We start from the raw sequence: 23838 nt of genomic DNA, 5'->3' as shown, positions 1-23838 counted from the left end.
GGGCTCAGTCCTCGCGCAGGGTGCGCTTTTCGATGCGCTTTTCGTGCGCGCCCTGGACGATGCGGTGGACGAAGATGCCCGGCGTGTGGATGCCGTCGGGGTCGAGTTCGCCGACCTCGACCAGTTCCTCCACTTCCACCACCGTCACCCGGGCGGCGGTGGCCATCTCCGGGTTGAAATTCCGCGCCGTCTTGCGAAACACCAGATTGCCGTCGGTGTCGCCCTTCCACGCCTTGACGATCGCCAGGTCGGCGGTCAGCCCGCGCTCCAGGATATAGGTTTCGCCGTCGAAGTCCTTGTGTTCCTTGCCCTCGGCGACCAGCGTGCCGACGCCCGTTTTGGTGTAGAAGCCGGGGATGCCGGCGCCGCCGGCGCGGATGCGCTCGGCCAGCGTGCCCTGGGGGTTGAACTCCAAGTCGAGCTCGCCATTGAGATACTGGCGCTCGAACTCCTTGTTCTCGCCCACATAGGAGCTGACCATCTTCTTGATCTGGCGCGCCTGGAGCAGGATGCCGAGGCCGAAATCGTCGACGCCGCAATTGTTCGAGATCACGGTCAGGTCGCGCACGCCCTTGTCGTGCATGGCGGCGATGCACAATTCGGGGATACCGCACAGGCCGAAGCCGCCAGCCATCACCGTCATCCCGTCGACCAGCAACCCGTCGAGCGCCTCGGCCGCCGAGGCATAGACTTTGTTCACCATGCTCCCAAACCCTCCATGGCTTGTTCTGGCCTTGGGAAGTGGCACGGGCAACCGACCCCGTCAACCGGCAGCGGCGGCCTTGGCGCGCGCGCGCTGCGGCGTTAAGAGAGAGCCGGGCGCGCGCACGCGCCATGCTTTGGTCGGGGAAGGAGTGTCATGCGCGGCTATTTCGCAATCGGGATCGACGGCGTGTCCAAGGCCGGCAATATGGGCAATCTGATCCGCACCGCCCATGGCTTCGGCGCCGCCTTCGCGTTCGCGATCCGGCCGGACTACAAGCCCCCCCAAGCCGCCCCCATCCCGGCCAACCGCGCCAATGCCGACGACCACGAGGCCGCCGGCGCCCGGGCCGGGCGCAACCCGCTGCCGGCAGACCAGGCCAAGCGCTTCGCCGATACCAGCCGGGTCGCCGACACCGTACCCTATTACGAATATGACAGCCTCGACGCCCTGGTGCTACCGCGCGGCTGCCGGTTAGTGGGCGTCGAGATCACCGACGACGCGGTCGCCATGCCGAGCTTTCATCACCCGCCCAAGGCAGCCTATATCCTGGGCTCCGAGCGGGTCGACCTGAGCCCGGCGTTGCTCGCCCGCTGCGACCATGTGATCAAGATTCCGACCCAATTTTCGCTCAACGTGGCGACCGCCGGCGCGATCGTGATGTACGACCGGCTGATCGCCCACGGCCGCTTCGCCGAGCGCCCCTTGATGCCCGGCGGTCCGGCCGAGCCGCTGCCCGCGCACGTCCACGGGCGGCCCAAGCAACGCAAGCAACAACGAGGACAGGCATGACGACAGCGACTTCGCGGCGGTTTCCCAGGGCTTGGCGCGCAGGCGTCGCCGCCATGGCGGCGGCGTTGGGCGTGGCGCTGATGACGCCGGCGCCGGCGGCTGAGGCCCAGTCGGTGAAGCAAAAGCACCTGCTCGGCTCCTACAAGGACTGGGACGCCATGCGCGCGCTCTATTCCGACGGCTCCAAGGTCTGTTTCATGGTCTCGCAGCCGGACAAATGGCAGGCCAGCCGCAAGAACGTCACCCGCGGCGACATCTACATCCTGGTCAGCCACAAGCCGTCGCTGAAAATCCGCGACGAGGTGAACATCGATGTGGGCTATCCGCTCAAGGACGGCTCCACCGTGCGCGCCACCATCGACGGCAAGACCAGCTTCGAGATGTTCACCCAGGGCGACGGCGCCTGGAACTATGACGCCAAGGCCGATTCGAAGATGGTCCAGGCCATGAAGCGCGGGCTCAAGCTGGTGGTCACCGGCACGTCGAGCCGCGGCACCCGGACCACCGACACCTATTCGCTGAGCGGCTTCACCGCAGCGCACAACGCGATCTCGGACGCCTGCGGCATGTAACGCGGCCGTCGCTTGAACCGGCTAGTGTGCGCTGCAATATAAGAGTCAAACAGCGCCACAGGAAAGCGACGCCATGGACAGCCAGGAAGGCCTGAACCGCGCAGCAGCGCCCGCGACCCGGAACGAGGGCCTGACCAGCGTCGCCGCTGCCGACGCCCTGGCTCGACATGGCCCCAACCGCTTGCCCGAACCGCCGCTGCCCGGGCCGCTGGCGCTGTTCTTCCGCCAGTTCCGAAGCCCGTTCATCTACATCCTGGTGATCGCGGCGGCGGTGTCGTTCCTGCTCGGCCAGATGTCGAGCGGCGTGTTCATCGTCGCCGTCCTGCTGCTCAACGCGGTGATCGGCACGATCCAGGAGGTATCGGCCACGCGCGCCGCCGCCGCCTTGCGCAAGATGGTCAAGGGCACGGCGAAGGTGATCCGCGACGGCGCGCCCAAGACCGTCGATATCGAAGAATTGGTGCCCGGCGACCTAGTGATGCTGGCGTCGGGCGACAAGGTGCCGGCCGATATCCGGCTGGTGCACAGCCAGTCGGTGGCGGCCGACGAAAGCATGCTCACCGGTGAAAGCCTGGCCACCACCAAGAACGCCCAGGCCATGGTCGCCGACGACGCTCCCTTGGGCGACCGGCAGAACCAACTGTTCGCCGGCACCATCATGACCCACGGTCGGGCGCGCGGGCTGGTCACCGCCACCGCGCTCGACACCGAACTGGGCAAGATCGCCGGCCGGCTGAGCGCACCGCGCACCTCCGAACCGCCGCTGATGATTCGCATCCGCAAATTCACCTACAAGGTGGCGGCGGCGATCTTCGTCGCCATCGTGCTGCTGGTCGCCATGATGCTGATGAGCGGCGGCTATGACGCCGAGGGCATGATCTTGATGGCCATCGGCCTGGCGGTGTCGACGATCCCCGAGGGCCTGCCGGCCGCGCTGACGGTGGCGCTGGCCATCGGCATGCGGCGCATGGCGGCGCACAATGTGATCATCCGCAAGCTGATCGCGGTCGAGGCCTTGGGCTCGTGCACGTTCATCTGTTCCGACAAGACCGGCACGCTGACCGTCAACGAGTTGACCATCCGCAAGGTGGTGCTGCCCGACGGCAGCCGCTTCGACGTGTCGGGCGAGGGCGTGTCGCCCGGCGGCGCCATCGACGGCAATGGCAACACCGACCGGCTGCGCGACCTGGCGATCACCGGCGTGCTCGCCAACGAAAGCCAGCTCGACTATGCCGGCGGCGAATGGGACTCGAGCGGCGACATCGTCGACGTGGCGTTCCTGGTGCTGGCCAAGAAGCTCGGCCTGTCGATCAGCGACATCAACGAGCGCCAGCGCCGGCTCGACATGATCCCGTATGAATCGGAAAACGCCTATTCGGGCTCGCTCAACCGCGACGGCGACACCACCTGGCTCTACGTCAAGGGCAGCCCCGAGAAGATGCTCGCCTGCTGCACGCAAATGATCGACGCCAGCGGCACGCCGGTGGCCCTCGACGCCGCCGCGATCCAGGCAGAGTTCGAGAGCCTGGGGCGCCAGGGTTATCGGGTGCTGGCGCTGGCCCGGCGCCAGGCCGACAGCGCCGAGGCGCTGGCCGACATGACCTTCCTGGGCCTGGTCGCCATGATCGACCCGATCCGCCCCGAGGCCAAGGACGCGGTGGCGCGCTGCCGGGCCGGCGGCATCGAGGTGGCCATGGTCACCGGCGACCATCCGGCGACCGCGCGCGCCATCGCCGCCGAGTTGGGCCTGTGCGGCCCCGACGACCCGGTGGTCACCGGCACCGACATCCGCGCCGCCACCGCCCAGGGCGCCGACGCCGCCGACGCGCTGATCCGTCCGGCCCGGGTGTTCGCCCGCATCGAGCCGCAGCAGAAGGAACAGATCGTCACCAGCCTGATGCGCGGCGGCCATTTCGTCGGCGTCACCGGCGACGGCGTCAACGACGCCCCGGCCATGGGTGCCGCTAATGTGGGCATCGCCATGGGCAAGCGCGGCACCGACGTGGCGCGCGAGACCGCCGACCTGATCATCACCGACGACAATTTCGCCTCGATCGTCGACGGCATCGAACAGGGCCGCATCGTCTACAACAATATCCGCAAGGTGATCGCGCTGTTGATCGCCACCGGCTTTTCCGCGCTGTTGCTGTTCTTCCTGACCGCGCTCGCCGGCTTCTTCGGGCCCGCCCTGCCCATGCCGATGATCGCCGTGCAGCTGTTGTGGCTCAACCTGGTGGCCAACGGCCTGCAGGACGTGGCGCTGGCGTTCGAGCCCAAGGAGGGCGGCGAACTGGACGCCCGGCCGCGCCGGCCCAGCGAACCGATCTTCGAGCGCCACATCATCGAGCATGTGCTGCTGACCGGCACGGTGATGGGCGGCCTGGCCTTCGCGGTCTATTGGTATGTGCTGCACATCGGCATCCCCGAGGCCGAGGCGCGCAACCTGGTGCTCATGCAGATGGTGCTGTTCGGCAACATCCACGCGCTCAACAGCCGCTCGGAACGCCGTTCGCTGCTGCGCATCCCGTTCTTCGCCAACCCGTTCCTGATCTGCGCCGTGCCATTGGCCCAGATCATCCACATCGCCGCCCTGCACCTGCCGGTGATCAGCGACGTGCTGCAACTCCAGCCGGTGACGCCGCGCGAATGGCTGTTGCTGCTGGGCGTGGCGTCGATCCTGTTCGTGGTCGAGGAAGCGCACAAATGGACCGTCCGGCGGCGCGACCGCCGGGCGGCGCGCTGACCGCCCTTGGCGCGCGGCGCGTGTCGCCAACAGCGCCCCTTGGCGTGGACGGCGGCTTGAGCTAAGCGGGGCGCCATGTTTTGCCGAGCCCCCAGCGAAAGGCCCGCGCCCCATGCCCGATCACACCGCCACGCCCACGCCGACGCCGGCAGAGACGCCGCCCGAGACGCCGGCTAACGTCACCCTGGTGCAGCACCCGCTGGTGCGCCACAAGCTGTCGCTGATGCGCGACGCCACCTGCCCGACCAACAGCTTTCGCCACCTGCTGCGCGAGATCACGCTGTTCCTGGGCTATGAGGCGATGCGCGACCTGCCGCTTGAAGACCGGCCGGTGGCCACGCCCATGGAAACCGCCCAAATGCCCGTGCTGACCGGCAAGAAGCTGTGCTTCGTGTCGATCCTGCGCGCCGGCGACGGGCTGATGGGCGCCATGCTGGAACTGGTGCCCTCGGCGCGGGTCGGCCATGTGGGCCTGGTGCGCGACGACACCACGCTGCAACCGACGGAATATCTGTTCAAGGTGCCCAAGGACCTGGAACAACGCCGGGTCTATGTGCTCGACCCGATGCTGGCGACCGGCAACTCCGCCGCCCATGCGATCACCCGGCTCAAGGCGGCGGGCGCCAAGGATTTGCGCTTCGTCTGCCTGCTCGCCGCGCCGCAGGGGGTCGAGACGCTGGGCCGCGCGCACCCGGACGTGGAGATCGTCACCGCCGCCCTCGACCGCGACCTGGACGACCGGGGCTATATCCTGCCCGGCCTCGGCGACGCCGGCGACCGGCTCTACGGCACCAAATAGCCGCCAGGTCGCAACCGAAGGGCCAACCGGACCGATCCGGTCCCCCTTTCCAAATCCGCCGCGAATCGCTAAAGGAGGCGGGGCGGCAGCGGCGGCGCGAACCGCCCGGCCGCGCCCGCGCGACCGGTGCTGCGAACCGGGCGCAACGCACGCTGCGGGAAAGCCGCGCGGTGCTGGTGCGCGCCCCCGACGCGCCCGCAAAACCAGGCCGCGCACCAAACAGGCCCGCCGCATAGGACCAGGACGCGCACACACCCACGGCGCGCCCCACAGGAAAGAGAGACCGCCCATGCAGATCCCCGGTGCCATCGATCCCGTGGTGGCCGAGCGCAAGCCCGACGCCGACCCGCGCCGCGATATCCTCGGCCTCACCCGCCCCGAGTTGAAGCAGGCGCTGCTCGACGCCGGGCTCGCCGACCGCGACGCCCGCATGCGCGCGAAACAGGTCTGGCACTGGGTCTATCACCGCGGCGTCACCGACTTCGCCGCGATGGCCAACATCGCCAAGCCGGTGCGCGAGATGCTCGCCCAACGGTTCCGCATCTCGCGGCCCGAGGTGTCGCAAGCGCTCTATTCCACCGACGGCACGCGCAAATACCTGCTGCGCTTCGCCGACGGTCACGAGGCCGAGGCGGTCTACATCCCCGACGAGGATCGCGGCACCTTGTGCGTCTCGTCGCAGGTGGGCTGCATGCTCACCTGCCGGTTCTGCCACACCGGCACCCAGCGCTTCGTGCGCAACCTGACCGCCGGCGAAATCGTCGCCCAGGTGATGGTGGCGCGCGACGATCTGGGCGAATGGCCGACCTCGACCGAGGGCCGCCGGGTCACCAACATCGTCATGATGGGCATGGGCGAACCGCTTTATAACTTCGACAATGTCAAGAAGGCCCTGCAGATCGTCATGGACGAACAGGGCATCCAGATGTCGCGCCGGCGGATCACCCTGTCGACTTCGGGCGTGATCCCCGAGATGCGCCGCTGCGGCGCCGAGATCGGCGTCAATCTGGCGGTGTCGCTGCACGGCGTGAGCAACGAGATGCGCAGCAAGATCATGCCGATCAACAAGAAATACCCGATCGAGGACTTGCTGGCGGCGTGCGCCGACTATCCCGGCGCCCACAATGCCCGGCGCATCACCTTCGAATATGTGATGCTCAAGGACATCAACGACTCGGACGAGGCGGCGCACGAACTGGTCCGCCTGTTGCGCCATTACGACCTGCCGGCCAAGGTCAATCTGATCCCGTTCAACCCCTGGCCCCAGGCGCCCTACGCCTGTTCGAGCCGCGAGCGGATCAAGCGCTTCTCCGACATCGTCTATGAAGCGGGCATCTCGGCGCCGATCCGCGGCACCCGGGGCGAGGACATCATGGCCGCCTGCGGCCAGCTCAAATCGGCCAGCCAGAAGCGCAGCGCCAGCGGCAAGCTGCTGGAAAACGTCCAGATGGCCGAGCCGATCTGGTAAGACGCATCGCCGAGGCCTGCCCCCCTTCCCAGCCGTCATCGGGGCCGGCGGCGCGCCGCCACCCCCACCGCGCCGGCCGCGTCCGGGCGTGGCGATCGCCGGCATTGGCCTCAGATCGCCCCAGTTCGGCCTTGAAGCGGCGCCCTTGCGCCCGCTACAGCAAAGAAGCCCGGTGTTCGAGCCCATCGCGCCGGGCTTTGTTGGTTTTGTTTTCGGAAAGGACCGTGCCCCATGTCAGCGGCGCCCAAGAAGGTCGTCCTCGCCTATTCCGGCGGGCTCGACACCTCGATCATCCTGAAATGGCTCAAGAGCGAATATGGCTGTGAGGTGGTCACCTTCACCGCCGACCTGGGCCAGGGCGAGGAGTTGGAGCCCGCACGACGAAAGGCCGAGATGATGGGCGCGGCCGAGATCGTCGTCGAGGACCTGCGCGAACCGTTCGTCGCCGACTATGTGTTCCCGATGATGCGCGCCAACGCGCTTTACGAGGGGCTTTATCTGCTCGGCACCTCGATCGCCCGGCCGTTGATCGCCAAGCGCCAGATCGAAATCGCCCACGCCACCGGTGCCGACGCGGTCGCCCACGGCGCCACCGGCAAGGGCAATGACCAGGTGCGCTTCGAGTTGGGCTATTATGCCTGCGACCCGTCGATCCAGGTGATCGCGCCGTGGCGGGAATGGGACCTCAACAGCCGCGAAAAGCTGCTCGCCTTCGCCGAGGCCAACCAGATCCCGATCGCCAAGGACAAGCGCGGCGAGGCGCCGTTCTCGGTCGACGCCAACCTGCTGCACACCTCGGCCGAGGGCAAGGTGCTTGAAGATCCGGCCGAGGAAGCACCCGAATATGTCTATTCGCGCTCGGTGGCGCCCGAGGCGGCGCCCGACCAGCCGACCTATATCGAGGTGGCGTTCGAGCGCGGCGACGCGGTCGCCATCGACGGCGAGGCGCTGAGCCCGGCAGCGTTGCTGACCCGGCTCAACGAGTTGGGCGGCGCCAACGGCATCGGCCGGCTCGACCTGGTGGAAAACCGCTTCGTCGGCATGAAGTCGCGCGGCATCTATGAGACGCCGGGCGGCACCGTGCTGCTCGCCGCGCACCGGGGCATGGAGCAGATCACCCTCGACCGGGGTGCGGCCCACCTCAAGGACGAGTTGATGCCGCGCTACGCCGAATTGATCTACAACGGCCTGTGGTTCAGCCCCGAACGCGAGATGCTGCAAGCCGCCATCGACCACAGCCAGCGCTTCGTCACCGGCACCGTGCGGCTCAAGCTCTACAAGGGCTCGGTCAGCATCGTCGGCCGACGGTCGCCCCACAGCCTCTATTCGCAAGAGCATGTGACGTTCGAGGAAGACAGCGTCTACGACCAGCGCGACGCCCAGGGCTTCATCAAGCTCAACGCCCTGCGGCTCAAGCTGTGGAACCGGCAACAACAGGGAGGCTGAGCCGATGACCTTCTGGACCGTCTATCTGTCGGGCGAGATTCACACCGACTGGCGCGAGGAAATCCAGCAAGGCGCCGAGGCCGCCGGTCTCGCGGTCGAGTTCACCGCGCCGGTGACCGATCATGGCGCGTCGGACGATTGCGGCGTCGAGATCCTGGGCCGCGAGGACGATCCGTTCTGGCACGACCACAAGGGCGCCAAGCTCAACGCCATTCGCACCCGCACGCTGATCGAACAAGCCGACATCGTGGTGGTGCGCTTCGGCGACAAGTACAAGCAATGGAACGCCGCCTTCGACGCCGGCTATGCCGCCGCCCTGGGCACGCCCCTGGTGGTCATCCACCCGGCCGAGCATCGCCACGCACTCAAGGAGGTGGACGCCGCCGCCCTTGCGGTCGCGGAAACCCCGGCCGAGGTGGTGCGGCTGCTGAAATACGTCATCGACGGCACGCTCTAGGGGCCCCGGCCCTCACCCCACCCCACGGGCCCGGCCGGGCTCGTGGGTGTTTGGGGAGGGGACACGGCGCGTCGCTCCCTTCGGGCCCCGGCCGCCCGCGACCAGCCTTTCGCGCGGCTTTTGGCGGCGTGGGGCGCGGGCTGAGCGACCGGCGGCGACGCCCTGACACGCCACCCGGCACAGCCAAGGAGGAAGGCCGCCAATGCCTGCACCCCAGCCCGCACCGCGCTGGCTCGCCGGTCTAACAGGCTATCTGCGCCCGCGCCTGATCGGCGTGTTCTGCCTGGGGCTGTCGTCGGGCTTTCCCTTGACCCTGATCCTGGCGACGCTGACCTACTGGCTGTCCAAGGAGGGCGTGTCCAAGGGCGAGGTCGGGCTGTTCTCGGCGCTGTTGATCCCCTATTCGCTGAAATTCCTGTGGGCGCCGATGATCGACCGGGTGCCCCTGCCCTGGCTTGCCAAGCGGGTCGGCCAGCGCCGGGCCTGGCTGTTCGCCACGCAAGCGCTGCTGGTGCTGGCGATCCTGGGCCTCGGCAGCGGCGACCCGGCGCACGACCTGGGGCTGATGGCGGTGTGCGCCTTCGCCGTCGCCCTGGCCTCGGCGAGCCAGGACATCGTCATCGACGCGTTCCGAATCGAAACCCTGGCGCTCGACGACCAGGGCCAGGGCGCGGCGATGCTGATCTTCGGCTACCGCACCGGCAATCTGATCGCCGGCGCCGGCGCCGTGGCGTTGCAGATCGCCGTCGGCTGGCAGGTCACCTATTACGCCATGGCGCTGTTGGTGCTGGTCGGCGCCGGGGCCGCCTGGGCCCTGGGCGAGCCCGCGCGCCACGACACCCACGAGGCCGACGCCGCCGAAGGCCGGGCGCGCGCCTGGCTCGCCCGACGCACCGAAACGCCGAAGCGCCAGGCGCGCATCTTGGCTTGGCTCTACGCCACCGTGGTGGCGCCGTTTCAGGAGTTTCTCGCCCGGCCCTATGCCTGGGCGATCCTGGCGTTCGTGCTGATCTACAAGCTCGGCGACGCCATGGGCCAGGTGATGCTGTCGCCGCTGGTGGTCGAGTTGGGCTTTTCCGACGCCGACTATATCTGGGCCAACAAGCTGGTGGGCTTTTGGGCCTTGTTGCTGGGCACTGCGCTCGGCGGCGGCGCGGTCAAGGTGCTGGGACTGTTCCGCGCGCTTCTGGTCACCGGCGTGTTGATGATGGCGACCAACCTGTTGTTCGCGGTCCTGGCGCTGGCGGGCGACGTGCCGGCGATGCTGGCGGTGGCTGTGGGCTTCGAGAATTTCGCCACCGGCATCGGCTTGAGCGTGTTCGTGGCCTATCTGTCGGGGTTGTGTAATCTGGCCTACACGGCGACCCATTATGCCTTGCTGTCGGCGCTGGCCACGACGGCACGCAATTTCCTGGCCGCGCCGTCGGGCTATCTGGTCGAAGCGGTTGGCTGGCCCGCCTTTTATGTGATCACAACGGTTGTCGCCCTGCCGGGGCTTGGGCTATTGATATGGCTGTGGCGTCGTGGGCTTCAGGTGGAGCCCGAGGCGTCGCGCTCTCAATCGGCGGCCACTTGACGCCGCCGCTTCCCGTGCCGACTTGGGGCTAAGGCCGGCGTGTTGCAATCGCCGCCGGTCGGCACCAAAGCGGGCTTTGGGAAGACCCGCCTGCGTTCCGGCCTCGCCGCCGGCCCTTGGGGAGCAAGACGAGACGCACTCATGGCAAAAAAGATGCCCCGCAAATACGCCCGGCTACGCAACCGGGTGATCGCGGCCCAGACCCTGGCGTCCGCACCGTCCTACGCCCGCCACGGCAACCTGGAGGTTCGCCTGGCTCAGGACGTCAAAGACGTGAAGGCGTCGCAGCGCCTGCGCTACACCGTCTTCTATGAGGAATGGGCCGCCCAGGCCGATTGGCGCATGAAGCGCACCCGGCGCGACATGGACCCTTATGACGGCATCTGCGATCATCTGCTGGTGATCGACCATGCCGCGCCCCGGCGCGAGGCCGTGGTCGGCACCTACCGGCTGTTGCGCCAGGACGTGGCCGACCGCTTCGCCGGCTTCTATTCCAGCCAGGAATACGACCTCAGCCCGCTGACCCGGCCGGAATTCCGCGCCCAGATGGGCCACGACAAGCAATTGCTGGAACTGGGGCGCAGCTGCGTCCACCCCGACTACCGCACCAGCCACACCATCAACCTGTTGTGGAAGGGCATCGCCAGCTATCTGGAAGAACACCGCATCGCCTATATGTTCGGCTGTGCGAGCTTCCCCGGCGCCAACCCCCACGCCCATGCCCGCGCCATGAGCTATCTCTATCACGAGCATCTGTGCCCGGACGATTTCATGGTCCGCGCCCTGCCCGACCAGTACCGGCCCATGGAGATGTGCAAGCCCGGCGACTATGAGATCCGCCAGGCACGGCGCGAGTTGCCGCCGCTGGTCAAGGGCTATCTGCGGCTCGGCTGCTTCATCGGCGACGGCGCGGTGGTCGACCACCAGTTCAACACCACCGACGTGTTTATCCTGCTGCCGGTGGAGCGGGTCGCCAAGCGCTACTCGACCAAGTTCGGCGCGCCCCAAGCCGCCAACACCGGCACCGAGGATCGCACCGCCGCCGAGGGCTGAGCGCGCCCGCGGCCGCCTTGGCCGACATGCTTTTGACCGCCACGACCAAAGCCGGCGCCCCGAACCATCCGGGGCGCCGGTTTTCGTTCGGCCCTAGGCGGGGTCGGTCTCGTCGGGGGCCGTGCGCTTGGGCTCGCCGGCGCCGAGGGCTGCGAAGGCGGCCATGTTGACCAGTTCGGACGTGCGGCTGGACATGCGCACCACCTGCACCGACTTGGACATGCCCCACAAGAGCGGCCCGACCACGCGGCTGTCCGACGACAGTTCCGACAGCATCTTGTAGGAGATATTGGCCGAGTGCAGCGCCGGCATCACCAGCACATTGGCCGGCTCCGACAGGCGCGCGAACGGATAAAGCGCCAACAGATCGGGGTTGAGCGCGGTGTCGGCCGACATCTCGCCGTCGAACTCGAAATTGACCCCGCGCTTGGCCAGGATCTCCACCGCCTCGCGCACATGGTTGGCCTTGGCGCGCATGGGGTTGCCGAAGTTGGAGAAGCTCAACAGGGCCACGCGCGGTTCGTGGCCCAGATGGCGCACCGCCTCGGCGGCATGGACGGCGATATCGGCCAGTTCCTCGGCGGTCGGGCGCTCGTTGACCGTGGTGTCGGCGATATAGACCGTGCGACCGCGGCTGATATAGAGCGACAGCCCCATGGGCTTGGGATAGCCCGGCATCGGGTCGATCACCTTGCGCACCGATTCGAGCACCTGCCAATAGTGCCGGGTGATCCCGGTGACCATGGCGTCGGCGTCGCCCAACGCCACCATGCAGGCCGAAAAGATGTTGCGGTCGCGGTTCACCAGCCGCTGCACGTCGCGCAACATGTGCCCGCGCCGTTGCAGCCGCTCGTAGAGATAATTCACATAGTCCTCGCGCCGCGGGCTGGTCTTGGCCGAGCGGATGTCGAAGTCGTCGGGGTTGACGCCCATGGCGCGCAACTGGTCGGCGACCGCGTCGTCATAGCCAACCAGCACCGGCTCGCCATAGCCCGCCGCCTTGAAGCCGATCGCCGCGCGCAGCACGCGCTCTTCCTCGGCCTCGGCGAACACGACCCGGCGCTTGAGCCCCTTGAGGCTCTCGAACATGGAATTCAGGCGCGCCAAAGACGGGTCCTGGCGGGTGCGCAACTGGGCGCGGTAGCTGCCCATGTCCTCGATCCGGCGCCGGGCGACGCCCGAATCCATCGCCGCCTGCGCCACCTTGGGCGGGATCGTTTCCATCAACCGCGGGTCGAACGGCGTCGGAATGATATAATCGGGGCCGAACGACTGCTTCTTGCCGGCATAGGCCGTCGCCACCTCGTCGGGCACCTCCTCGCGCGCCAGTTCGGCCAGCCCGTGGGCGGCGGCCAGCTTCATCTCCTCGTTGATGCTCTTGGCGCGCACGTCCAAAGCACCGCGGAAGATGTAGGGGAAGCCGAGCACATTGTTGACCTGGTTGGGATAGTCCGAGCGGCCGGTGGCCATGATCGCGTCGCCGCGCACCGCCGCCACTTCCTCGGGCCAGATTTCGGGGTCGGGGTTGGCCATGGCGAAGATGATCGGCTTGGCGGCCATCGAGCGCACCATGTCCTGGGTCACCGAATTGCGCGACGCGAGGCCGATGAACACGTCGGCGCCCTTCATGGCCTCTTCGAAGCTGCGATCGGTGGTGTCGGCGGCGTGCGCCGACTTCCACTGGTTCATGCCATCTTCGCGGCCCTGATAGATCACCCCGCGCCGGTCGCACATCAACAGATTGTTGTGCGGCAGCCCCATGGCCTTGAGCAGTTCGGCGCACGCGATGGCCGCCGCCCCGGCGCCGAGCATCACCACCTTGGTGTCGGCCATCTTGCGCCCGGTCAGGTCGAGCGCGTTGATGAACCCGGCGGCGGTGATGATCGCCGTGCCGTGCTGGTCGTCGTGGAACACCGGGATCGACATTTCCTCGCGCAGCCGCTGCTCGATCAAAAAGCATTCGGGCGACTTGATGTCTTCCAGGTTGATGCCGCCGAAGGTGGGCTCCAACAGCCGCACGGCGTTGCAGAACGCGTCCACGTCCTCGGTGTTGAGCTCCAGGTCGAACGAGTCGATATCGGCGAAGCGCTTGAACAGCACCGCCTTGCCTTCCATCACCGGCTTGGCCGCAGCCGCGCCCAGATTGCCCATGCCCAGGATCGCCGTGCCGTTGGAGATCACCGCCACCATGTTGCCGCGCGCGGTGTAGTCGAAGATGCTGTCGGGATTGTCGGCGATCGCCTGCACCGGCACCGCGACACCGGGGGAATAGGCCAGCGACAGGTCGCGCTGCGTCGCCATGGGCTTGGACGGCACCATCGCCAGCTTGCCGGGCTTGTCGAAGCTGTGGAAGCGCAGGGCTTCTTCGTCGCTGAAGCGATTGGTGTCGTCGGCCATTCAAGGTTCTCCGCCGCCCGGTTGTGGCGCGTCTCGGGCTTCGTTAAGAGTGGGAACAAATGTCTCTGGGTCGTGGCTTCCCACGGCTCCGCCGCGCGCCAAGGTTCCACAGTCCCATGCCTGCTTCAAGCACCTCCACACCCGGCGGCGCAAGTACGCAAATGCCCGCCCTCGACGCAACGGCCCAGGGCGTTACGCCCATGATGGCGCAATATTTGGAGATCAAGGCCCAGGCACCCGACTGTCTGTTGTTCTACCGCATGGGCGACTTCTACGAATTGTTCTTCGAAGACGCGGTCAAGGCGGCCGAAGCGCTCGACATCACGCTGACCAAGCGCGGCCAGCATCTGGGCCAGGACATCCCCATGGCCGGGGTGCCGGTGCATTCCGCCGACAGCTATCTGGCACGGCTCATCCAACACCGCTTCAAGGTGGCGGTGTGCGAACAGACCGAGGACCCCGCCGAGGCCAAAAAGCGCGGCTCGAAAGCGGTGGTGCGGCGCGAAATCGTACGCCTGGTCACCCCCGGCACGCTGACCGAGGACGCGCTGCTCGACGCCCGCGCCAACAATTATCTGGCCGCCCTGGCGCGGGTACGCGACGCCTGGTCGCTGGCCTGGGCCGATATGTCGACCGGCGAATTGTCGGTCCAGCCGGTCGAGCCCGCGACCCTGGCCGCCACGCTCGCCCAACTGGCACCGGGCGAACTGCTGGTCCCCGACGACAGCGGTTGGACCCAGGGCGCCGGCGGCGCTAGCGGCGCTGGCGGCGACGACGCCGGCGCGCCGCCGGCTGGCGGGCTGGAGGCGGCCGAGGCGGCGGGCACCGCGATCACCCGCGAACCCGCCGCGCGTTTCGCCAGCGACGCCGGCGAACGCCGGCTCACGCGGCTGTTCGACGTGGCGACCACGGCCGGCTTCGGCGACCTCAGCCGCGCCGACCTGGCGGCCCTGGGCGCGCTCTTGGGCTATCTCGAAGACACCCAGAAGGGCCGGCTGCCGCGCCTGACCGCCCCCCGGCGGTGCGATCCGGCGGGCACCATGCTGATCGACGCCGCCACCCGGCGCAATCTGGAGCTCGACCGGACACTGGCCGGCGAGCGGCGCGGCAGCCTGCTGGCCGAGATCGACAAGACGGTCACCGGCGCCGGTGCGCGGGCCATGGCGCGGCGCCTGGCCGCCCCCCTGACCGACGCCGAGGCGATCAACCGCCGGCTCGACGCGGTGGAATTCTTCGTCGACGACGCCGACCGGCGCGCCGACCTGCGCGGCCTGCTGCGCCAGGCGCCCGACCTGGAACGCGCGCTCGCCCGGCTGTCGGTGGGCCGCGGCGGCCCGCGCGACCTGGCCGCGGTGCGCGACGCCCTGGCCGCGGCGCGGGCGATCCGCGCCCGGCTGGCCCCGGCGGACCACGACCTGGACCGGCTGCCCAGCGACCTGAGCGCGGCGCAGCAGGGCCTGGCCGCCCTGGGACCCGACGACAGCTTGAGCACCCTGCTGGACAGCGCGCTGGTGGCCGAACCGCCGGTGCTGGCGCGCGACGGCGGCTTCGTGGCGCCGGGCTATGACGCCGCCCTCGACGACCACCGCCGGCTGCGCGACGAAAGCCGCCGCCTGATCGCCGGGCTGGAGGCCGACTATCGCCAGGAAACCGGCATCCAGAGCCTGAAGATCAAGCACAACAATGTGCTCGGCTTCCACGTGGACGTCACCGCGCGCCACGCCGAAGCGTTGCTGGCGCCGCCCTTGAACGCGCGCTTCATCCACCGCCAGACGCTGGCCAACAATGTCCGCTTCACCACCACCGACCTGGCCGACCTGGCACGCAAGATCGCCGAGGCCGGCGACCGCGCGCTGGCCATGGAACAGGAGATCTTCCAGCGCCTGAGCGACGCGGTGCTCGACGCCGGCCTCGCCCTGACCGCCATCGCCGAGGCGCTGGCCGCGCTCGACGTGGCCACAGCGCTCGCCGATTTGGCCCAGACCCGGCGCTGGGTGCGCCCGATCGTCGACGACAGCCTGGCCTTCGGGATCGAGGGCGGCCGCCACCCGGTGGTCGAGGCCGCCCTGATCGCCCAGGGCGCGGCGCGCTTCGTGGCCAATGACTGCGACCTGCGCCGCGACCGCCGGCTGTGGCTGGTCACCGGGCCGAACATGGCCGGTAAGTCCACCTTCCTGCGCCAAAACGCGCTGATCGCCGTGCTCGCCCAGATGGGCGGCTTCGTCCCCGCCGACGCCGCCCATATCGGCGTCGTCGACCGGCTGTTCAGCCGCGTCGGCGCGTCCGACGACCTGGCCCATGGCCGCTCCACCTTCATGGTCGAGATGGTCGAGACCGCGGCGATCCTCAACCAGGCCGGCGAGCGCGCGCTGGTGATCCTGGACGAGATCGGCCGCGGCACCGCCACCTATGACGGCCTGTCGATCGCCTGGGCGACGGTCGAGCATCTGCACGACCTCAACCGGGCGCGCGCCCTGTTCGCCACCCACTATCACGAACTGACCGTGCTCAAGGAACGGCTCGACGCGCTCGCCCTGCGCGCCATGGGGGTCAAGGAATATGACGGCGAGTTGATCTTCCTGCACGAGGTGGTCCAGGGCGCGGCCGACCGCTCCTACGGCATCCAGGTGGCCAAGCTCGCCGGTCTGCCGCCGCCGGTGATCGAGCGCGCACGTCAGGTGCTCGCCCAGTTGGAGGCGTCGAGCACCGGACCGACCGCGCTGGTCAACGACCTGCCGCTGTTCCAGGCCATGGCCGCGGCCCAGGCCGCGTCCGAACCGGCGACCCACCCAGCAGCCGGCGCCCATCCCGTCCTCGACACCCTGGCCGAGACCGACCCCGACAGCCTGACCCCGCGCGCCGCCCTCGACCTGCTTTACGAGCTGAAGCGACTGGCCGGCGACCAACACAGCTAAAAACGTTAAATTTTTATTGATTTTCGCCTTTTGCCCCCTCTAGGCTCAACCGGCAGTCGCAGTCGATCATTGCGGTTAGAGGGGCGCTGTCATGGTTGAGGTTTTCATCGTCGGGTCGGCGTTGGTGGCCATGACGGGTGCGCTGATCGCCGTCCACCGTTGGGCGCGCGACCGCTTCACTTGGTGGCCGCAATGGCGCGGACCGCCCGCGCGCGTCAACGGCACGGGGCACGTGCCGGCGGCACTCGATCCAGGGCGCAGCCCTCAAGACCCGCCGTCTCCGCAAGACCGGGCCCGCCATGATCGGCGTCCCTCCGACCCGCCTGCCGATGACCGCGCCGCCGTCATCGGAGCCGCCGACCGCCCCGACCAGCCGGATCGGCCCGCCGTCGCGCCGCCCGCCCTTATCGCCGCAGCGGTGGTGGCGCACCGGGGCCGGGTCTTGCTGGTCAAGCGACGCGACCGGTCGGAAGGGTTGGTGTGGATGTTTCCCAGCGGCCGCCTGACCCGCCCCACCGAGACCGCGGCCGAACGCGCCGAGGCCGAAACGCGCCACGAGACCGGCGCCCATGTGCGCGTCGAAAGCGAGATCGGCACGCGCACTCACCCCCGCACCGGCGCCGAAATCCATTATTTCCACTGCGCCTTTCTCGGCGGCGAGGTGCACAATGCGGCGCCCGACGAGAACGAAACTGTCGAGTGGATTGATATTCGCGACCTTACGCGGTATATTCCCGACTCATTTTCGAGCGTGCACCGGTATCTGGAACGACTATCAGAGCGCAGCACCCTCCCGTCGGCAGACTGAACAGGCCCATGACCGCACGCGTCGCTACCGCCATCCAACAATCGCTGTCCGAGCCCGACCCGCAGCCGGTGGTGCTGTCCCTGGTCGAGCGCATGGCCGCCAACGGCCCGCAGATTCTGCTGGTACAGCGCCGGGACCGGTCGGAAGGGCTGGCCTGGGTGTTCCCCGGCGGCAAGGTGGAGCCCGGCGAAACCCTGGCCGACGCCTCGGCGCGCGAGGTCCGCGAAGAAGCCGGCGTCACCTGTCGCCCGCTCGTCCAAATCAAGGTGCGCACCCATCCGCGCACCGGCCGCAGGGTAACCTATTGGCGCTGCGACTGGCAGACCGGCGATCCCCATCCCGCCGAACCCGACAAGATGACCGCAGCGCGCTGGATGACCCCCGACGAGGCGCTGGACTGCCTCGGCCCGGACGTGGACCCCGACGTGCGCCGCCACCTGGAACGACTCGGCACCGCCGGCTGACCCCGGCAGCCCTGACCCCGGCAGCCCTGACCCTGGCAGCCCGGCCACCGGCGGCCCTGGCCCTGGCAGCCCTGGCCCCGACCGGGGCGGGCTCGGCCGACCTGGCGCCTGCCCCCCCTGACCCCGGCCGGACCTCCGCCAGGCCGAACCGGGCCGCCCGCCCCCTCGGCACCGGGGCGGGGTGCGCGCCGTCGGGCAGCGGCCGGCTTGCCACCGTCCCATCGCTCGCCGCGCGCGCCGCCTTGGTGCACCGCCGCACCGCGTGCTAGGCTGGGGCGCATGACCCGGGCGCTCAAGAAAACCGACGTGATCGACCCGCGCGAGGTGCGCGCGGTGCTCGCCGACATTCCCGACCAGGGCGCCAGCGGCCCCGAGCGTGCCGAGGTCACCGGCGTGCTCGCCGCCGCCCTCGACCGGGGCCATGACCTGATCCGCCGCGACTTCGAGGCGCTGCGGCTCAACGGGCGCCAGGCCGCCGCCCTGCGCTGTCACCTGATCGACCAGTTGATCGTGCTGATGTTCGAGGTGGTCACCGGCCGGCTGTTCCCGCGCCCCAACCCCACCGAGGCCGAACGGGTCGCGGTGGTCGCCACCGGCGGCTATGGCCGCGGCGAGTTGTGCCCGCACTCCGACGTCGACGTGCTGTTCCTGTTTCCCTACAAGCGCACCAGTTGGGGCGAGCAGGTCGCCGAGACCATGCTCTACACCCTGTGGGACATGCGCCTGAAGGTGGGCCACGCCGCGCGCACGCCGGGCGACTGCGTGCGCCTGGCACGCGAAGACCTGTCGATCCGCACCGCCCTGCTCGAAGCGCGCTTTCTGATTGGCGACCGGCTGCTGTTCGACGCCATGACCCAGGCCTATGAGGCCGACGTGATCACCGGCACCGGCGCCGATTTCGTCGAGGCCAAGCTCGCCGAACGCGACCAGCGCCACCAGCGCTTCAACGACAGCCGCTATGTGGTCGAGCCCAATCTGAAGGAGGGCAAGGGCGGCCTGCGCGACCTGCACACGCTCTACTGGATCGTCAAATATCTCTACCGGGTCGAACGGCCCCGGGACATGGTCACCGAGCGCATCCTGAGCCAGGGCGAGTTGCGCCGGTTCATCGACGCCGAGCGGTTTTTGATGACCGTGCGCACCGCGCTGCACTATCTGACCGGCAAGCCCGAAGAGCGCCTGACCTTCGACGTGCAGCGCGCATTGGCCGACCAGTTGGGCTATCGCGACCGCGCCGGGCTGTCGGGCGTCGAGCGGTTCATGAAGCACTATTTCCTGGTCGCCAAGCAGGTCGGCGACCTGACCCGGGTGGTCTGCGCGGTGCTGGAGGCGCGCGCCGAAAAGCGGCCGCTGTTCTCGCTCGCACGGCTGGCGCCGCGCCGCTCGATCTCGGGCTTCCGGGTCGACAATGACCGGCTGACCTTCCGCCCCGGCGAGGACCTGGCCGACGAGCCGGTGCGGATCGTCAAGATCTTCACCGTCGCGCACCGCACCGGGCTCGACATCCACCCCGAAGCGCTGCGGCTGATCCGCCGCAACCTGCGCCTGGTCAACACCCTGCGCAACGACCCCGAGGCCAACGCACTGTTCCTGGAGATCCTGACCTCGCCCGACCACCCCGAGGTCAATCTGACCCGCCTCAACGAAGCCGGCGTGTTCGGCCGATTCGTGCCCGATTTCGGCCGCGTGGTCGCGATGATGCAGTACGACATGTACCATCACTACACGGTCGACGCGCACACCATCCACGCCATCGAACTGCTGGCCCGCATCGACCGCGGCGAACTGGCCGAGGACCACCCGCTGGCCAGCGATCTGATCCACAAGATCGCCAGCCGCCGGGCGCTCTATGTGGCGGTGTTGTGCCACGACATCGCCAAGGGCCGCGGCGGCGACCATTCGGTGCTCGGCGAAGGCGTGGTCCGGCGCCTGGGCCCGCGCCTCGGCCTGACCACGGCAGAGGTGGATCTGGCCGCCTGGCTGGTGCGCTGGCACCTGCTGATGAGCCACACCGCGTTCAAACGCGACATCTCCGACCGCAAGACCGCCGAAGATTTCGCCCGCACCGTGTCGAGCCCGGAGCGGCTCAAGACCCTGTTGATCCTGACCGTGGTCGACATCCGCGCCGTCGGGCCCGGCACCTGGAACGGCTGGAAGGCGCAATTGCTGCGCGACCTGTTCCACGCCGCCGAAGAAATCCTGGTCGCCGGCCACGCCGCGCGCGGCCGCGCCCAGCGCGTCGCCGACCAGAAGGCCGCCCAGGCCGAGCGGCTGCCCGACTGGTCGCCGGCGGCGATCGACCGGCTCCAGGCGCGCTTCACCGACCCCTATTGGATCGCCGAGGACCCCGACACCCTGGCGCGCAACGCCCGCCTGGTCGCCGAGACCGAGGCCCAGGACCGCCGCCACGGCATCGCCATTGAGGTCGACCCGGGCCAGGACGCCGCCAAGCTGTCGGTGTTCGCCGCCGACCGGCCGGGGCTGTTCGCACGGCTCGCGGGTGCCATCGCCGGTGCCGGGGCGTCGGTGGCCGACGCGCGCATCCACACCTCCAGCGACGGCTGGGCGCTCGACAATTTCGTCGTCCAGACCGAAGACGGCGCCGCACTCGACGAGCCGGCGCGGCTGGCGCGGCTGAATAAGGCGCTCGACGCCACGCTCAAGGGGCGCTTCAAGGCCCGCGAACAGATCCACAAGCGCCAAAAGCCGCCCGGCCGCCGACGCGGCGCCTTCGAGGTGGAGCCCGCGGTCTATATCGACAACAATGTCTCCAACCGGGCGACGGTGATCGAGGTCAACGCCCGCGACCGGCTGGGGCTGTTGTTCGACCTGGCCGAAACGCTCTACAAGCTGCGGCTCAAGGTCTATTCGGCCCAGGTGACCACCTTCGGCGAACGCGCCGTCGACACGTTTTACGTGCAGGAACGCGACGACCGGAAATGCCTGCACCCGCGCCGACTGAAGAATATCGAAGCCCGGCTGCTGGCGGCGGCACGCGGCGAGATCGACAGCCCCGCCCCGGGCGTATCCGGCCCCGAATCGAACCCCGGGACAGGCTCCGATAAAGGCTCCGAGACAGGGGCAAAGACCGCGCCACACCTGGCACAGGCCGACACGGACCGCAGCGCGGCGGCCGAATAGGCGCCAAGCCCGCCGCGACCGTCACGGCAACCGAGCTGACCAACGCGACAAAACCGTCGAAAAGGGCCTGAACTGCAACGGGAGTTGTGGTCGAGACAGCAACCTTAACTTCAAATTTACAAGAATTAGCGTTTGGTTACAGAAACCTGTTCGACTTGAAAAGGCCTGGCCATCTTGCGCGCACCCCCATTTTCTCCCGCCGCCCCGGCGCTGCCCGACAATGCGCGCGACCTTTTGAGCTTCGCCGGCTCGACCGTCGACGCGGTGATGATCAGCGTCCCGGATGCGCAGGGGCGGTTTCATATCGCCTATGCCAACCCGGCGTTCGAGCGCCTGTTCGGCTGGACCAGCGAGGAACTCGCCGGCCAATCGCCCGACTTGCTGTACGACTTGGGCGTCCATCCCGGTGCGCTCGACCGCCTTCAGGCCCGCGTCGACCGCAACAGCCCGGTCCACGAACGCATGGTCAACAAGCGCAAGGATGGCAGCACGCTGTGGGTGGATCTGACGGTGACGCCGATCACCGACGACACCGGGTGCTGTAGCCATGCGGTCTCGATCCGGCGCGACGTCACCCACGAGGTCGAGGCCGACCGCGACCGGCAAGCCTATCGCGACCGCTTCAATCGCTTCATTGCCACGGTCAACGGGGTGGCGTTCGTCTGGCGCCAGCCGCCCGACGGCCCCGGGCATTTCCAATGGGTCAGCCCGAAGGCCGAGCGACTGCTGGGCGTCGACGGCGACACGCTGTTGTCGACACCGGCGGCGCTCGGGCTCGACCCGGTCGACGCCGAACGCTGGCTGCGCTCTCTGGACGAGGCCGGCCGGAACCTGACGCCATGGCGATTCGAAGGTCGCCGCAGCGGCTCCGCGGTCGCCAAGTGGGTGTTCGCCAGCGCCGAACCTCGCCGCGAGCCCGACGGCAGCGCCAGCCTGGCCGGCATTCTCTTCGACGTCACCGACGAACGCGAACAACTGGCGGTGCACAAATCGCTGTTGGAGAGTACCCGAGCGATCTACTGGGAGATGGACGACAGTTCCTGCCTGCGGTTCAGCTATGTCTCGCCGCAGGCCGAAGCCCTGCTCGGCTACCCGCTCGACGCCTGGTACGACGAGAATTTCTGGGCCGGCATTCTCCATCCGGACGACCGCGACTGGGCGGTCGCCTTCTGTCAGCGCGCCGCCGCCGCGCGCGAAGACCATGAGTTCGAATACCGCGTCGTCACCCGCGACGGGCGCGTCTTGTGGTTGCGCGATGTGGTCTCGGTGACCGACCGGGCCGACGGCTTCCTGCTTCAGGGCTTCATGTTCGACGTCACCGGCGACCATCAGCGCCGCGAGGAATTGGCGCGCAAGGGCCAGCTTCTGGCCCAGCGCGAAACCCGCTACCGAACCTTGTTCGAGGCGATGCCCGACGGGCTGTTGCTGGTCGACGCCGACGACACCATCCGCGAGGCCAATTCGGCCTTCGAGCCGCTGTTGGGGTATCCGCCGACGGTGTTGATCGGCCGACCCCTCGCCGATCTGCTGGTCGAAGACGAGGGCGAACCCGCCGATCCCTCCGGCGGGACGATGGCCGAGTCCGGGCCGCTCCTGGCGCGGCGAGATGATGGCACGACCCGGCCGGTCACCGTGGTGCGGCGCGCCCTGTCGATCGACGGCACCGAGGGCGCCGTCGTCGTGATCCGCGACCGTCAGGCGCTCGAAGCCAAGAACGCCGCGCTGGTGGAGATGTCGCGCCGTTTGCAGCGCGAAGCGCGGCGGGCGGAGGAGGCCAGCCAGGCCAAATCCCAATTCATGGCGACCATGAGCCACGAATTTCGCACGCCCTTGAACGCCATCATCGGCTTCGCCGATTTGATGCACGAAGGGGTGCACGGACCGGTCGACAATCCGCGCTATGCCGAGAACATCGCCATCATCCGCGACCAAGGCCGGCACCTGTTGTCGATCATCAACAATGTGATCGACGCCGCCAAGCTGACCCGAGGGCTGACCCCGGAAATGACGCTGGAGCCCGTGGACCTGCGCGCGCTGGTGGCCACCGCCTTGCAGACCGCCGAGGTCCAGGACAATGGCCGGCATCGATTCGTCAACGCGCTCGACGCCGACGCTGCCTGGGTCCGGGGCGACCGCCGGGCGCTGCGCCAGATCCTCGACAATCTGATCACCAACGCCTGCAAGTACACCCCACCGCAAGCCACCATCCGCGTCACCAGCGAGCGCCGCAACGACGCCGTCGCGCTGGTGATCAGCGACAATGGGCCGGGCATCCCGGCGCACATGGTCAGCAAGCTGACCGAGCCGTTCTGGCGCGCCGACGACGTGATGCACGCCGCCCAGGAAGGTGCCGGGCTGGGGCTGACCATCTGCGACGGGCTGTGCACCGCCATGGGTGCGCGCATGACCATCCGCAGCGAGCAGGGCCAGGGCACCGAGGTGACCGTCCATCTGCTGGGCGTCGATACCACCGACCCGGCCTAGCCCGGTCGCGCCGATCGCCC

Annotated in this window: 16 protein-coding genes; 14 read left to right on the top strand and 2 right to left on the bottom strand. The window is 68.5% G+C overall.

Annotation, left to right across the window (positions count from 1 at the left end; all coding sequences use genetic code 11):
• Nucleotides 1–4 precede the first annotated feature (4 nt).
• Nucleotides 5–700 (bottom strand): CoA transferase subunit A, encoded by a 696-nt coding sequence (locus EV659_RS05365; protein WP_132708034.1) that lies wholly within the window; start codon nt 698–700, stop codon nt 5–7.
• A 159-nt stretch (nt 701–859) separates the two neighbouring features.
• On the opposite strand from EV659_RS05365, the gene EV659_RS05360 reads away from it, so the two are divergent.
• The 9 genes from EV659_RS05360 (at nt 860) to olsB (ending at nt 11609) form a co-directional block, all read left to right on the top strand.
• Nucleotides 860–1495 carry an RNA methyltransferase gene (locus tag EV659_RS05360; protein WP_132707833.1) on the top strand — a complete coding sequence of 212 codons (636 nt, stop codon included), beginning with the start codon at nt 860–862 and terminating at the stop codon, nt 1493–1495.
• Nucleotides 1492–2067: an invasion associated locus B family protein gene (locus EV659_RS05355; protein ID WP_132707832.1), complete on the top strand. Its 576-nt coding sequence runs from the start codon at nt 1492–1494 to the stop codon at nt 2065–2067. The genes EV659_RS05360 and EV659_RS05355 overlap by 4 nt, the downstream gene beginning before the upstream one ends.
• Before the next feature lie 73 nt (nt 2068–2140).
• The gene (locus tag EV659_RS05350; RefSeq protein ID WP_132707831.1) at nt 2141–4810 is read left to right on the top strand and encodes a cation-translocating P-type ATPase; all 2670 of its coding nucleotides are present in this window, start codon (nt 2141–2143) and stop codon (nt 4808–4810) included.
• 112 nt (nt 4811–4922) lie between these two features.
• On the top strand, nt 4923–5609 hold the full coding sequence (gene upp / locus EV659_RS05345) for a uracil phosphoribosyltransferase (RefSeq protein WP_132707830.1): 687 nt from the start codon (nt 4923–4925) through the stop codon (nt 5607–5609).
• A gap of 289 nt (nt 5610–5898) precedes the next feature.
• The gene (gene rlmN / locus EV659_RS05340) at nt 5899–7077 is read left to right on the top strand and encodes a dual-specificity RNA methyltransferase RlmN (RefSeq protein ID WP_132707829.1); all 1179 of its coding nucleotides are present in this window, start codon (nt 5899–5901) and stop codon (nt 7075–7077) included.
• Between the two features lie 231 nt (nt 7078–7308).
• The gene (locus EV659_RS05335; RefSeq protein ID WP_132707828.1) at nt 7309–8523 is read left to right on the top strand and encodes an argininosuccinate synthase; all 1215 of its coding nucleotides are present in this window, start codon (nt 7309–7311) and stop codon (nt 8521–8523) included.
• A 4-nt stretch (nt 8524–8527) separates the two neighbouring features.
• On the top strand, nt 8528–8980 hold the full coding sequence (locus EV659_RS05330) for a YtoQ family protein (protein ID WP_132707827.1): 453 nt from the start codon (nt 8528–8530) through the stop codon (nt 8978–8980).
• A 202-nt stretch (nt 8981–9182) separates the two neighbouring features.
• A complete protein-coding gene (locus EV659_RS05325; protein WP_132707826.1) occupies nt 9183–10556 on the top strand; it encodes an AmpG family muropeptide MFS transporter in 1374 nt (457 codons plus the stop codon).
• 141 nt (nt 10557–10697) lie between these two features.
• The gene (olsB, locus tag EV659_RS05320) at nt 10698–11609 is read left to right on the top strand and encodes a l-ornithine N(alpha)-acyltransferase (protein ID WP_200287420.1); all 912 of its coding nucleotides are present in this window, start codon (nt 10698–10700) and stop codon (nt 11607–11609) included.
• 93 nt (nt 11610–11702) lie between these two features.
• Here the strand turns inward: olsB and EV659_RS05315 are convergent, their stop codons facing one another.
• Nucleotides 11703–14006: an NADP-dependent malic enzyme gene (locus EV659_RS05315; protein WP_132707824.1), complete on the bottom strand. Its 2304-nt coding sequence runs from the start codon at nt 14004–14006 to the stop codon at nt 11703–11705.
• 116 nt (nt 14007–14122) lie between these two features.
• On the opposite strand from EV659_RS05315, the gene mutS reads away from it, so the two are divergent.
• The 5 genes from mutS (at nt 14123) to EV659_RS05290 (ending at nt 23818) form a co-directional block, all read left to right on the top strand.
• Nucleotides 14123–16921: a DNA mismatch repair protein MutS gene (gene mutS, locus EV659_RS05310; protein ID WP_132707823.1), complete on the top strand. Its 2799-nt coding sequence runs from the start codon at nt 14123–14125 to the stop codon at nt 16919–16921.
• Nucleotides 16922–17012: 91 nt separating this feature from the next.
• Nucleotides 17013–17729 carry an NUDIX hydrolase gene (locus tag EV659_RS05305; protein ID WP_132707822.1) on the top strand — a complete coding sequence of 239 codons (717 nt, stop codon included), beginning with the start codon at nt 17013–17015 and terminating at the stop codon, nt 17727–17729.
• A gap of 8 nt (nt 17730–17737) precedes the next feature.
• Nucleotides 17738–18193 carry an NUDIX hydrolase gene (locus EV659_RS05300; protein ID WP_132707821.1) on the top strand — a complete coding sequence of 152 codons (456 nt, stop codon included), beginning with the start codon at nt 17738–17740 and terminating at the stop codon, nt 18191–18193.
• Nucleotides 18194–18472: 279 nt separating this feature from the next.
• On the top strand, nt 18473–21334 hold the full coding sequence (locus EV659_RS05295; protein WP_132707820.1) for a [protein-PII] uridylyltransferase: 2862 nt from the start codon (nt 18473–18475) through the stop codon (nt 21332–21334).
• Between the two features lie 174 nt (nt 21335–21508).
• Entirely contained in the window at nt 21509–23818 is a 2310-nt protein-coding gene (locus tag EV659_RS05290; protein WP_132707819.1) for a PAS domain-containing sensor histidine kinase, read from the top strand.
• The last annotated feature ends 20 nt before the right edge of the window (nt 23819–23838 follow it).

Origin of the sequence: Rhodothalassium salexigens DSM 2132, assembly GCF_004341375.1 — a bacterium.
Taxonomy (GTDB): Bacteria; Pseudomonadota; Alphaproteobacteria; order Sphingomonadales; family Rhodothalassiaceae; genus Rhodothalassium; species Rhodothalassium salexigens.
Note: the sequence above shows the minus strand (reverse complement) of the source record. Positions and strands in the feature narration are given on the sequence as shown.